Annotated in this window: 13 protein-coding genes and 1 pseudogene; 6 read left to right on the forward strand and 8 right to left on the reverse strand. The window is 72.8% G+C overall.

Annotated elements, in window-relative coordinates; genetic code table 11:
• Window position 1 precedes the first annotated feature (1 nt).
• The 3 genes from cas1e (at window position 2) to CRP52_RS33565 (ending at window position 2445) form a co-directional block, all read left to right on the forward strand.
• A complete protein-coding gene (gene cas1e / locus CRP52_RS33555) occupies window positions 2-925 on the forward strand; it encodes a type I-E CRISPR-associated endonuclease Cas1e (protein WP_097240874.1) in 924 nt (307 codons plus the stop codon).
• A 25-nt stretch (window positions 926-950) separates the two neighbouring features.
• Window positions 951-1271 (forward strand): type I-E CRISPR-associated endoribonuclease Cas2e, encoded by a 321-nt coding sequence (gene cas2e, locus CRP52_RS33560; protein WP_097240616.1) that lies wholly within the window; start codon window positions 951-953, stop codon window positions 1269-1271.
• Window positions 1272-1767: 496 nt separating this feature from the next.
• A complete protein-coding gene (locus CRP52_RS33565; RefSeq protein ID WP_097240617.1) occupies window positions 1768-2445 on the forward strand; it encodes an SMI1/KNR4 family protein in 678 nt (225 codons plus the stop codon).
• Between the two features lie 102 nt (window positions 2446-2547).
• Here the strand turns inward: CRP52_RS33565 and CRP52_RS33570 are convergent, their stop codons facing one another.
• From CRP52_RS33570 to CRP52_RS33585, 4 genes are all read right to left on the reverse strand, one after another.
• Window positions 2548-3171 carry a TetR/AcrR family transcriptional regulator gene (locus CRP52_RS33570; protein WP_097240618.1) on the reverse strand — a complete coding sequence of 208 codons (624 nt, stop codon included), beginning with the start codon at window positions 3169-3171 and terminating at the stop codon, window positions 2548-2550.
• Entirely contained in the window at window positions 3168-4667 is a 1500-nt protein-coding gene (locus CRP52_RS33575; protein ID WP_097240619.1) for an MFS transporter, read from the reverse strand. Before CRP52_RS33575 ends, CRP52_RS33570 begins: the two co-directional genes overlap by 4 nt.
• A gap of 188 nt (window positions 4668-4855) precedes the next feature.
• Window positions 4856-5617, reverse strand: coding sequence for an SDR family NAD(P)-dependent oxidoreductase (locus CRP52_RS33580; protein ID WP_097240620.1), 762 nt, complete (start codon window positions 5615-5617; stop codon window positions 4856-4858).
• A 65-nt stretch (window positions 5618-5682) separates the two neighbouring features.
• A complete protein-coding gene (locus tag CRP52_RS33585; RefSeq protein ID WP_097240621.1) occupies window positions 5683-6825 on the reverse strand; it encodes an acyl-CoA dehydrogenase family protein in 1143 nt (380 codons plus the stop codon).
• Window positions 6826-6905: 80 nt separating this feature from the next.
• Here CRP52_RS33585 and CRP52_RS33590 point away from each other — a divergent pair, with 80 nt between their 5' ends.
• Entirely contained in the window at window positions 6906-7508 is a 603-nt protein-coding gene (locus tag CRP52_RS33590; RefSeq protein WP_218893210.1) for a TetR/AcrR family transcriptional regulator, read from the forward strand.
• Window positions 7509-7675: 167 nt separating this feature from the next.
• Here the strand turns inward: CRP52_RS33590 and CRP52_RS33595 are convergent, their stop codons facing one another.
• The 3 genes and pseudogenes from CRP52_RS33595 to CRP52_RS40090 form a co-directional block, all read right to left on the reverse strand.
• Window positions 7676-8833 (reverse strand): MFS transporter, encoded by a 1158-nt coding sequence (locus CRP52_RS33595; protein ID WP_257033180.1) that lies wholly within the window; start codon window positions 8831-8833, stop codon window positions 7676-7678.
• Window positions 8834-8998: 165 nt separating this feature from the next.
• Window positions 8999-9541 (reverse strand): MBL fold metallo-hydrolase, encoded by a 543-nt coding sequence (locus CRP52_RS33600; protein ID WP_257033213.1) that lies wholly within the window; start codon window positions 9539-9541, stop codon window positions 8999-9001.
• A gap of 53 nt (window positions 9542-9594) precedes the next feature.
• Window positions 9595-9783, reverse strand: a pseudogene (locus tag CRP52_RS40090) (MBL fold metallo-hydrolase); the annotation flags it as partial.
• Between the two features lie 92 nt (window positions 9784-9875).
• Here CRP52_RS40090 and CRP52_RS33605 point away from each other — a divergent pair.
• On the forward strand, window positions 9876-10838 hold the full coding sequence (locus CRP52_RS33605; RefSeq protein WP_097240623.1) for an AraC family transcriptional regulator: 963 nt from the start codon (window positions 9876-9878) through the stop codon (window positions 10836-10838).
• Window positions 10839-10871: 33 nt separating this feature from the next.
• Here the strand turns inward: CRP52_RS33605 and CRP52_RS33610 are convergent, their stop codons facing one another.
• Window positions 10872-11183 carry a cytoplasmic protein gene (locus CRP52_RS33610; RefSeq protein WP_097240624.1) on the reverse strand — a complete coding sequence of 104 codons (312 nt, stop codon included), beginning with the start codon at window positions 11181-11183 and terminating at the stop codon, window positions 10872-10874.
• A 374-nt stretch (window positions 11184-11557) separates the two neighbouring features.
• Between CRP52_RS33610 and CRP52_RS33615 the strand changes: the two genes are divergently transcribed.
• Window positions 11558-12124, forward strand: coding sequence for a Uma2 family endonuclease (locus tag CRP52_RS33615; protein WP_097240625.1), 567 nt, complete (start codon window positions 11558-11560; stop codon window positions 12122-12124).
• The last annotated feature ends 27 nt before the right edge of the window (window positions 12125-12151 follow it).

Consider the following 12151-nt stretch of genomic DNA (forward strand, 5'->3'; position numbering starts at 1 on the left):
CATGCTGCCCCGGGTCGCCGACTCCCTCTCCTTCCTCTACCTCGACATCGTCCGCATCGTCCAGGACGACACCGGCGTCTGCGCAGAAGTCACCAGTCCCCACCGCGGCACTGAGACCGTCTACCTGCCCACCGCCGCCCTCAGTTGCGTCCTCCTCGGCCCCGGCACCTCCATCACCGCCCGGGCCCTCTCCACCCTCGCCCGCCACGGCACCACCGTCGTCATCGCCGGATCCGGCGGCGTCCGCTGCTACGCCGCCACCGTCCCCGAATCCCTCAGCACCGTCTGGCTGGAACGCCAGGCCCGCGCCTGGGCCGACGACAGCACCCGCCTGGCCGTCGCCACCGCCATGTACGAGCAGCGCTTCGGCCGCGGCACCGTCTCGGCCGGCAGCAGCCTCAACAAGCTCCGCGGCCTGGAAGGCCAACGGGTCAAGGCCCACTACCGCCTCCTCGCCCAGCAGCACCGCATCGGCCGCTTCCGCCGCGACTACGACCCGAATTCGTGGGAGCAGCAGGACCCGGTCAACCTCGCCCTCTCCTCCGCCAACACCTGCCTTTACGGCATCGTCCACGCGGCCGTCCTCGCCCTCGGCTGCTCACCCGCCCTCGGCTTCGTGCACAACGGCAACCAGCAGGCCTTCGTCTACGACGTCGCCGACCTCTACAAGGCCGAACTCACCATCCCGCTCGCCTTCTCCCTCCACGCCTCCCCCCAACCGGAAGCCGACGCCCGCCGCGGCTTCCGCGACGGCCTGCGCCTGTTCCGCCTCCTCCCGCGCATCGTCACCGACATCCAACGCCTCCTCGCCCCGGACCAGGACATCGCCTTCCCCGACCCGGAAGAACAACTCGTCGACCTCTGGGACCCGGTCTCCGGCCCGATCCCCGGCGGCGTCAACTACGCCGGGGAGGAACTGCTGTGACGTCCCACCCGGTCAGGGAGCACCCGTGGCAACCATGACCGTCCTCTCCGCCTCCGCCGTCCCCGACCACGTCCGCGGCGCCCTCACCCGCTGGCTCATCGAGGTCACACCCCAGCTCTACGTCGGCACCATCTCCGCCAAGGTCCGCGAAGAGCTCTGGCAAGCCGTCACCGGCTGCATCGGCCCCGGCGTCGCAGTCCTCGTCCACACCGCAGCCAACGAACAGGGCTTCGAACTCCGAACAGCCGGCGAACAACGCCGCAAACCCCTCGACTTCGACGGCCTGACCCTGGTCGCCATGGCAAGTCTCCAGCCCGCGGCCGATCAGGACCTGGCTCGCGAATAGAACCCACGCAGGCCAGGACCCACCCATCGTGCATCGTGGAGGCCACGCTTGAGGCGAGGACCGTAGGAAGTCCCTTCGGAGCAAGGCTCAGGGCGATCCCTCGACAAGGTACAAGCGCGGGGACCTCGTGCTCCCCGCGCCAGTGGGACAACTGGTGCTGGTTGATAGGTGCTGCTGGCGAGGTCAGATAGGCGGTGGAATCAACTGACAGATCACGACCAGTTTTAGGCGCGGGACGATGTAGTAGGTGAGAATCCCGCCTGCGACGTTGAGGTGGCACATTGGCTCACCACAGCCCTGGTAGGACGACCCGGTGGGATGGCGTTCTTCTGCAGATCGAACGAGCTCATCGGCCTTGAGTTCGGTCTCGACAAGGAACTTGGGGGGGGGAGGTTATCGGTGACTACCTCCCTGCTGGGGAGGAAGTCCCATCCCCAGGTCACCTGGTCACCGCCATGAGAAGTACCTGTCCGTGATTGCCGTCGGAAGGAGACCCATGAACGCGAACACGGGCTGGGCGGGAGTCCGGGAGCGCGTCGTTGCGGTGGAGGCGGCCGAGCGGCGGGCCTGTGGCCTGGGGCCGTCCGGGCGTCCGGCGTTCGAGCCGGTTCTGACCGGCGGTGAGATCGCTGAGGCTGAGGCGCAGTTCGGTGTTGCGCTTCCCGAGGAGTACCGCACGTTCCTGACGGAGGTCGGGGTGGGCGGGCCTGGACCGGCGCTTAGGCTCACCTCGCTGCGTCGGGTCGACGGGCGGTGGGGATGGGTTTGGGACGACGACGAGGACCATCCCTGGCGGCTGGACGCCGGCGGGCCGTTCGTCGAGACGGAGGGGTGGCCCGAGTGGCAGCAAGCGACCCTGCGCGCGGCCGGGTATGAGCCCACTGTCCGGGACGAGGACAACGACTACTTGGACGACTGTCGCAAGGTGTTCGGCGACGCCGGGGACGAAGTCTGGCACCTGCACCGCGGGCGGGGGGCGATCCACGTCGGGGACAGTGGTTGCGGGGTGACCGGCTGGCTGATCGCCGTCGGTCCGCGCCGTGGTGAAATCCGGGAGCGGGACTGTGGGGTCAACCCGCCGTTCGAACCGTGCGTCGATGCAGATGGCAGGTTCCACACCTTCCGTACCTGGTACCTCGCATGGCTCGAACGACGCGAGAGGGCGGTTCGGTGACCATGGGATTGACGCCACCGGCCGCCTCGGGGGCACGGCGCGGCCCTGTTCGGGTCGACTGCTCGTAGCGCTCGACGTGGGCTTCGAGGCGGGTGTCCCGTCCTACCGGGCGGGGCGGGCGGCGGCGAGGAGGTCGTGGAGGAGGGGGAGCAGGTCCTCGGGGGTGGCCTCGGTGAGTTCGTCGAACGCGCCGCCGGCGCGGGCCAGGACGATTCCGGCGAAGGCGGCCGTCGCCAGTTCGGCGCGCAGCCGGGGCCGGTCGGCCTGTTCGGCGGTGAAGCGGTCGTGGAGCGGTTGCACCAGGCGCTCGTGGAGGAATGAGCGGGCGGCCTGCTGCACCTCGGTGTTGTCGCCGGGCAGGACCGCGGCCTGGAAGCTCGGGCCGGGGCCGCGCTGGGCGAGGCGCTCCAGCAGGGTGCGCAGGCGGTCCTCCTCCAGGAGGTCGGCCGGTGCGGTGTCGCCCAGCTCCAGCCGGACGGTGGCCAGGTAGAGCTGCGTCTTGCCGCCGAAGTACCGGGCGATCAGGGCCGGGTCGACGCCGGCCCGTTCGCCGATCTCCCGGATGGTGGTGCGGTCGAATCCGCGCTCGGCGAAGAGTTCCGTCGCTGCCCGGATCAGGAGTTCCCGGCTGCGGGCCGCGTCCCGGCGCCGGGGTGCGGGGGACGGCTCCGGACGGCTGCCGCCCTCGGGGGCGGATCCGCCGGCCTCGGGGGTCGTGTCGGTCACCGTTCGGTCCCGGCGCGTAGGACGGGTGCCGTGCTCTCGCCGGCGACCACCTCGTCGATGTCCTCTGCCACGATCAACCCCTCGTCCACGCGCGCACCCCTCCGGAGGGCGGTCGCGGCACCGAGCCGCGGCAGGACGATCGTAGCCAGGCCGATCACCACCCACACCGCGCAGCCGATCAGGGCCGCGTCCCGGTAGCCGCTGTCGGTGGGCAGCCGGCGTCCCGGTTCGGTGTGCGCCTGGAGCAGGGCGCCGCACAGCGCGCTGCCGCTGGAGTAGCCGATGTAGCGCAGCACCTGGTTGAAGCTGACCGCGCTGCCGACCTCGTGGGCGGGCACCGCATCGACGATCAGTCCGGGCATCACGGCGAAGGTGCAGCCGACGCCGAGTCCGGCGACGGCCATCACCACCAGGAGTTCCCAGAGGTGGTCGCGGGCGGACAGGAAGAGCAGCATCGAGGCCAGCGAGACGGTGCAGCCCAGCGGGAGCACCACGGCGGAGGAGGTGCGCCGGGCGAGGCCGGGGACCACCTTGCTGGACAGCAGGCTGGCCGCCGAGAACGGCACCAGGACGAGGCCGGCCACCACGACCGAGGCACCGAGCCCGTAGCCGGTGCCGGTCGGGGTCTGGACGTAGCGGATCACCAGGGACATCAGCAGGTACATCCCGACGCCCGCGACCAGGCCGGCCACGTCCGCGGTCAGGACGACGGGGTTGCGCAGCGAGCGCAGGTCGACCAGAGGGTGGGTGGTGCGCAGCTCGTGCCACACCCAGCCGACCAGCAGCACCAGGGAGAGGGCCGCCACCGTGCACAGCATGGCGCTGCCCCAGCCCCAGGTCTCGCCCTCGCTCAGCACCAGCAGCAGTCCGACCAGGGCCAGGCCGAGCAGTACCGCGCCCGGCGCGTCCAGCGGGCGCCGCTCGCGGTCCGTGGTCGGGGGCAGGACCAAGGAGGCCAGGACCAGCGCCAGGGCGCTGATCACGGCGCCGAACCAGAAGCCCGCGTGGATGCCGAAGGACTCGGCGATCAGGCCGGTGATCGGGTAGCCGAGGCCGACGCCGGCGACGGTGGTGACGGACAGGAGTGCGACCGTCGAGCGGGAGGCCGCGGGGGGAAGGCTGTCCCGTGCGGTGGCGATGGCGAGCGGGGTCAGTCCGAGTCCGACGCCTTGCAGTGCGCGCCCCGTGACCAGCCAGCCGAAGCCGAGTGGCAGCGCGGCCAGCACGCTGCCGAGCACGACCACCGCGGCGGCGGCGAGGGTGACGGTACGGCGGTGCGGTCCGTCGCCCAGGCGGCCGAGCACCGGGGTGGCGACCGCTCCGACCAGCATGGTGATGGTCAGGGACCACTGGGCCTCGGAGAGTGGGACGTGGTCGACGGCCGCGATGGTGGGGATCATCGGCGCACCGAGACTGCTGATCACCGCCACCACTGCACTGAGGAACGCCAGGACGGGCACCAGCGCCCGCTCACGTCGCGTCGGCAGCGGTTCCATGGACGTGTGCTCCTCGGTGTCATCATGTGATGTCATCGTTCGATGTCATCACATGATGACATAGCCGGGCCGCGGTGCCGAGACCCGCATCAACGGGGTGGGTGCACAAGCGGAGCCCGCCCGGTCGGGGTGATCGGGCGGGCTCCGGGTGTGGCGGGCGGGGTGCGGGACGGGGTTACGGCGTCGGGCTACCGGGCGGACATCCGCAGGGCGCCGTCCATCCGGATGGTCTCGCCGTTGAGGTAGTCGTGCTCGGCGATCATGGTGACCAGGCGGGCGTACTCGGCGGGCTGGGCGAGCCGCTGGGGGAAGGTGACGCCGGCGGCGAGGCCGGCGCGGACCTCGTCGCCGAAGCCGGCCATCATCGGGGTGTCCACGATGCCGGGGGCGATGGTGACCACCCGGATCCCGTACTGGGCGAGGTCACGGGCGGCGGTGATGGTCATGCCGGCCACGCCCGCCTTGGAGGCCGCGTAGGCGATCTGGCCGACCTGGCCCTCGAAGGCGGCGATTGACGCGGTGTTGACGACGAGGCCGCGCTGGCCGTGGGCGTCCGGCTCGTGGCGGGCGATCGCCTCGGCGGCCAGGCGCATCACGTTGAAGGTGCCGAGCAGGTTGACGTTCAGCACGGTGCGGAAGAGGTCCAGGTCGTGCGGGCCCTTGCGGCCCAGGACGCGGGCCGAGGGGGCGATGCCGGCGCAGTTGACCGCGAGGCGCAGCTCGGCGCCGTCGGCGTCGATCCGGGCCAGGGCCTCGCGGACCGGCTCCTCCTCGGTGACGTCGGCGGCCAGCAGGGTGACCCCGTCCGGCTGCGGGCCGGCGGCGGCGACGGCCTTGTCCAGGTCCAGGCCGTAGACGGTGGCGCCGCGCGCGGCGAGGGCGGCGGCGGTGGCCGCACCCAGGCCGGAGGCGGCACCGGTGACCAGGGCGGCGGAACCGTTGATGTCCATGGAGAACTCCTCGTGGTGGCGGAAGCGGAAGCGGGGCGGGAAGAAACGGCAGTGGCAGCGGCAGGTCAGGGGGTGAGCCCGCGGCTGATCACGAGCCGCTGGATCTGGTTGGTCCCCTCGAAGATCTGCATGATCTTCGCCTCGCGCATGTAGCGCTCGACCGGGAAGTCGCGGGTGTAGCCGTAGCCGCCGAGCACCTGTACGGCGTCGGTGGCGACCTTCATGGCGGCGTCGGTGGCGACCAGCTTGGCGACGCTGGCCTGCCGGCCGAACGGGCGCCCTGCGTCGCGGCGGCGGGCGGCGTCCAGGTAGGTGGCGCGGGCGGAGTCGACGGCGGCGGCCATGTCGGCGAGCAGGAAGCCCAGGCCCTGGTGGTCGATGATCTTCCGGCCGAAGGTGGTCCGCTCGTTCGCGTAGGCCACGGCGGCGTCCAGGGCGGCCTGGGCGAGGCCGGTGGCGCAGGCGGCGATGCCCAGGCGCCCGGAGTCGAGGGCGCTGAAGGCGATCTGCAGGCCCTGGCCCTCCTCGCCGATCAGCCGCGCCTCCTCCAGCCGGGCACCGTCCCAGTAGGCGGCGGCGGTCGGGATGCCCTGGAGGCCCATCTTCTTCTCGGGCGCGCCGAAGGTGAGGCCGGCGACGGCCCCGGGCGCCAGGAAGCAGGAGACGCCGCGGTTGCCGGGGGCGGTGCGGGCGAAGAGCGCGTAGAACCCGGCCTTGCCGCCGTGGGTGATCCAGGACTTGGTGCCGGTGATCCGGTAGGCGCCGTCCTCGGTCCGGTCCGCCTTGCAGGCCAGCGCGGCGGCGTCCGAGCCGGCCTGCGGCTCGGAGAGGCTGTAGCCGCCGACGGTCTCCCCGGCCAGCATGGCCGGCAGCCACCGCTCCTTCTGCTGGGCGGTGCCGAAGCCGTTCAGCGGATGGCAGGCCAGCGTGTGCACGCTGGTCGCCACGGCGACCGCCGCCCAGCGTGCGGCCAGCTCCTCCAGCACCTGGAGGTAGACCTCGTACGGCTGGCCCCCGCCGCCGTACTCCTCCGGGTAGGGCAAGCCGAGCAGCCCCGCCTTGCCGAGGATGGCGAACAGTCCCTCGGGGTAGCTCTCGCTGCTCTCGTGCTGCTCGACCCGGGAGGTGAGTTCCCGGTCGGCGAGGTCGCGGACGAGGGCGATCAGGTCCTCGGCTTCCTCGGTGGGGAGCAGGCGGTCGACGGCCATGGTGGCTCCAAGCGGTACTCAAAGCGGTACGTCAGTACCGGATAGAGTAGAGGATGGGCGGGCCCTGAAATACTGCTCCGGTGATGGAGACCTCAGGAACAGGCGCCCCGAAGCTGACCGGACGCGGTGCCGCGCGCCGGTGGGAGCTGTTCGAGGAACTGGTCACCTTGCTGATCGGCGAGGGCTTCGCCCGCTTCACCCTGGACGACCTGGCCGCCCGACTGCGCTGTTCCAAGCGCACGCTGTACGGGCTGGCGGGCAGCAAGGAGCAACTGGTCCGCGCCGTCGTGGTGCACTTCTTCCGGCGCGCCACCGGCCACGTGGAGGCCGCGCTGGCCGCCGAGTCCGACCCCGTCGACCGGCTGGCCGCCTACCTGCGTGCGGTCGCGGCCGAACTGGCCCCGGTGTCACCGCAGTTCTTCGACGACGTGGCTGCCTTCGAGCCCGCCGCCGAGGTGTACGAGCGCAACACCCGGGCGGCAGCCGCCCGGGTGCAGCAGCTGATCGCGGAGGGCGTGGCGGCCGGCGCGTTCCGCGACGTCCAGGTCGCCTTCGCCGCCGAGGTGATCACCTCGGTGATGGTCCGCATCCAGCAGCGCCAGGTGGCCGCCGCCACCGGCCTGGCCGACGCCGAGGCCTACGGCCACCTCGCCGAACTCCTCCTGCACGGGCTCGTCCGCTGAGCGATCCGCGGCCCGATACCCGCGCAGGGCCCTCAGGGTCCTCAGGGTCTCAGGGTCCTCAGGGCCCGCTGCCTGCGGCCCCGGCCCCGGCCGCGGCGTCCTTACGGCGTCCCTGCCGCGCTCTTGCGGCGTCCGTACGGCGCCACTGCGGCGGTGCTACGGCGCCGCTACGGCACCACCGCGGCGGCCACCAGCGGGAAGGCCACCACCAGCGCGTACGCCCAGCCGTACCCGAAACCGCCGATCAGTGCGCCCACCGTCGGGCCCACGCACGCCGCGGCGGCGTTCTGCACGGTGGTGTGGACGCCCAGGGCCCGGCCCGCCCACGCCGAACCCGCGTACTCGGCCACGGCGGTGAAGGAGAGACCGTTCGTCGACACCGTCACCACGCCCGCCGCCGCCAGTGCCGCCACCGCCACCGCCGAATCGGTCAGCACCCCCGCGGCCAGTACCGCCAGTACTCCGGCCGCGGTGAGTGCCAGCCGCCGCATCGGGCCCGTCCGGCTGCCCGCCAGGTCCGACCAGCGCCCGGCCGCGAGACGCGCGCCCGCCCCGGCGAGCTGGACGCAGGCCAGCAGTGGTCCGGCCGTCGACGGCGCCCAGCCGCGCTCGTCCACCAGGAAGACCAGCGCGAACACCGACACCGTGAACTGCGGTACGACCAGCAGGGTGGCCGCGCCGTGCAGCCGCCACAGCACCGGCGTCCGGTACGGGTTCGCGGCCCGGGCGCCATGCCCGCCGGCCGGGCGGGCGGGATCCCGGACGGCCCCGACCACCAGCAGCGCGGCGCCCACGCTCAAGCCACCCAGCACCAGCAGCGCGACGGCCCGTCCGTGCACGGCCAACGGCGGCAGCAGCAGCGCGGCCACCGCGACGCCCAGCGGCAGAGCGGTCTGCCGCAGCCCCATGGCGAGCCCCCGTTCCCGCGCCGGGAACCACCCCAGGATCAGCCGCCCGCTCGACGCGTGCGCCGACGCCCCGGCCGCGCCTGCGAGCAGGAAGCAGACGCCCAGCCCGACCGGCCCGTGCACCGCCGCCGCGCCGACCAGCACCAGCCCGCCCAGCCCGAGCCCGGCCGCCAGCACCCACCGCTCACCCCACCGGTCCGCCGCCGCACCCCACGCGGTGAGCGTCAGCACCAGCCCGATGGTCGGACAGGCCGCGAGCAGCCCCGCCCGGCCCAGCGAGAGGCCGTCCGCCCGCAGCGCGGGTATCAGGTACGGCAGCCCGAACTGGAACGCGCAGCCGGCCGTCATCGCCGCCATCCCGACGGCCAGTACCAGCCACCGCCGCCGGTCGTCCTGTCCTTCGCCCTCGTCGTTCACACCCGGCAGCTCAGCAGATACCGCGGGAATCCGACAGGACACGTCCGACTGCCGGACGGCCCGGCCAGCAGGGCCCGGCCGACAGCGTCCGGTTCACCGCCCGGCCGGCAGCGTCCGGTTCACCGCCGCAGCCGCGTCCGGCTCATCGCCGCGGCCGCGTCCGGCTCATCGCCCGTCGCTCGTCGGCTTCCCCGCGGGGCCGTCGGCCTGCGCCCGGGTGCGGAGCCGGCCGCGGGCGGCGAGCCGGTCCAGCCGGCGCTGTTCCCCGGCCGCCCACGTCGCCACTCGTGCCGGGTCCAGCGGTCCGCCGTGGCCGACGTGCAGCCTGGTCGGCTTCAGCGCGAGCATGGCACGCAGGCTGGCCAGGTTGCCGAGCGGGTCGTCGTGGAAGGGCGGGTTGGCCGGCTTCCGGTGGGCGAGGCCGAGGAACGAGGTGGCGACCAGATCGCCCGCGACGAGGTCGCCCTCGTCCGTGAGGACCGAGATCGAACCGGCGGTGTGTCCCGGGGTGGGCATGATCCGGGCGTCGACGCCGTACTCGTCCAGCGTGCCCGGACCGTCGACCAGCAGGTCAGGCCGGAACGGTTCGGCGTGTTCGTGGAAGGCGTCCAGCCGGTCCAGGAAGCGGCCGAACCGTCCGGTGGGGAGGTACGGCTCCCGGATCCGGCCCGTCGTGTAGGGCCCGAGATCCGCGACGTGGGCGACCACCGGTGCCCCGTAGCCCGGCGCAGTTCCGCGGCGGAGCCGAAGTGATCGATGTGGGCGTGGGTGATGACGATCGCCGAGACGTCGCGGGGCTCGACGCCGTGCTCGGCGATGCGGGCCAGGATCTTCGCGCCGCTGCCCGGGATGCCGGTGTCGACCAGGACCGCCCGACGGCCGAGGAGGAGATGGGCGTTGACGTTGCGCTTGCCCAGCACCGGTACCGGGATGACTGTGGTGTGTGCCATGGCTCTGACGCTATGGGTGCCCGTATGAGCCGTTCCATGCTTGTCCGGTGCGGATTCCTGTCCGTTCGTCTCATCGCGTGTAGGGTCCGGGCATGGATGTCCTCGCCGATGTGCTGTCCGCCACGAAGATCGGCGGTACGGTCACCGCCAGGGTGCGCGCCGCCGGGCCGTGGGGGATCGAGTTCCCGCACCTGCCCTCGGCGGTCTTCCACCACGTCACCCAGGGCAGCTGCTGGCTGCGCCGCCCGGGCGCCGAGCCGCTTCCCCTGACGGCGGGTGACCTCGTCCTGCTCCCGGCCGGCACCGGCCATGTGATGGCCGGCGACCCGACGGCCCCGGCAGTCCGGTTCGAGGACGTCACGCGGGCGCCCCGCAGCGGGCCGGGCGAGCCCGGCGGGCCGGGTGGGCCGGGCGGGCCGGGCACGCCCATCGACTTCCCCGGCACCGGACCGCAGACCCGCGTCGTCTGCGGCGGCTACCGCTTCGACACCCACGCCTCCCACCCGCTGCTGGCTCTTCCGCCCGTGCTGCTGCTGCCCGCCGACCCCTCGGCGCGCCGGCACGACCTCACCGAGACGCTGCGCATGCTGACCGCCGAACTGGCCGATCCGGCACCGGGCTCACAGACCATCACCGACCGCCTGGTCGACGTCCTCTTCGTCCACATCCTGCGGCAGTGGGCGGCCCTGCCGGGCTCTCCGGACCACGGCGCCGCCTGGTGGGCGGCCCTGCGCGACCCCGAAGTCGCCGCCGCGATCTCCCTCATCCACGAGGAACCCGGGCGGACCTGGACCGTGGAGAGCCTGGCGCGGGAGGTCGGAGTCTCCCGCGCCACCCTGTCCCGCCGCTTCACCCGCCTCGTCGGCGAACCCCCGCTGGCCTACCTCACCCGCTGGCGCCTGGAGATCGCCGCACGAAGGCTCCGAGAGACCAGCGAATCGGTCACCCGCATCGCCAACACCGTCGGCTACACCTCCGAGTTCGCCTTCTCCCGCGCCTTCACCCGCCACCGCGGCACCCCGCCCACCCGCTACCGGGCCACCCACGCTCGGTAGCGACGTCGGTCAGGCCCGCCCCGGGCCGCTGCGTCAGTTCGAAGCCGGCTGCTTCAGCTCGAAGATGAGCGAGCGGACCTCGGTGCTTCCGGTGTTGTGCGTGGAGTGGTCCACGGCCGGGGACCACATCGTCGAGCCGGCCACGAGCGAGACCTCGACGGTCGCACCGGACTCGTCGGTGAAGGCCGCCTGCCCGTCCGCGAGGTTGTAGACGAGGTTGTCGTGGTGGTGGCGCATGGCTGTCGTGGCACCGGGCTGGAGCCGGGCTTCGAGCAGCCGCACCCGATCGTTCTCGAAGAGGACCTTGTACGCATCGGGCGCCACCTGCACAGCGTCGGCTGCCATGAGGATCTCCTGGTCGGGGGGAGGGGGAGGCGTCGTCGGCCTCCTGTCGACGGTAGCCACGCGGCGCACGGCTGTGCACGGTGGGACCGCCAGTCCGGTGATCCTGCCCCGCGGGCGCGATCCGTCAACTGCGGTGACCGGCGGGGGCGACGGGCCTGCCGGGCCGGCACAGCCATCCGACGGTCGACGGTCTCCGCGGCCAGTATCGTTTTCCAGGCGCCTCGGCTCCCGCCGGCCCGGTCGTCACCTCAGAGACTGTCTCCCCCGACCGTCACCTCCGACCGTCACCTCCGACCGTCACCCCCGACCGTCGCCCCCGACCGTCGCCGGTCCCGAGGATCCCGAGGACAGAGATCCGGACAGGAGAGCAGCACGTGAGCACAGCGCACGCCGGCCCGGGCGACTACAGCCGGGTGCCGAATCCGGAGCAGGCCCTGAAATACGCGATCCAGCACATCGCGGGCGACCGCGTCGAGATCGTCGAGGGAGTCATCACCCCCGTGTCACCGTCCTGGGCCCACGAGACCGCCGTCGACCTGATTCGCGAACAGATCGGGCCCCGCATGCGCGAGCTCGGCCTGCGCGCCGGCTCCGGGAACCTCGACCTGCCGGGCACGGAGAACTTCTACGTCCCCGACCTCGCCGTCGTGCCCGCCGAGCTGGCGAGGACGGAGGGCGCCCTCCTGCCGGACCAGACCGTGCTCGTCGTCGAGGTCACCTCGCCGTCGAACGGCGACACCGACCGGACCGCCAAGCGCCGTCGCTACGCCCAGTTCGGCGCGCCCGTCTACCTCCTGGTCGACCGGCAGGAACGCACCTGCACCCTGTTCTCCCAGCCGGGCCGGCTCGGCTACACCCGCGTGGAAGGCCCGCACCCCTTCGGCACCCCGCTCCGGCTCCCGGCCCCGCTGGACGTCGAACTCGACACGGCGGGCTTCTGAGCCGGCCGCACGGCGACGTCGCTCGGG

It is taken from the genome of Streptomyces sp. 1331.2 (genome assembly GCF_900199205.1).
Classification (GTDB): Bacteria; Actinomycetota; Actinomycetes; order Streptomycetales; family Streptomycetaceae; genus Kitasatospora.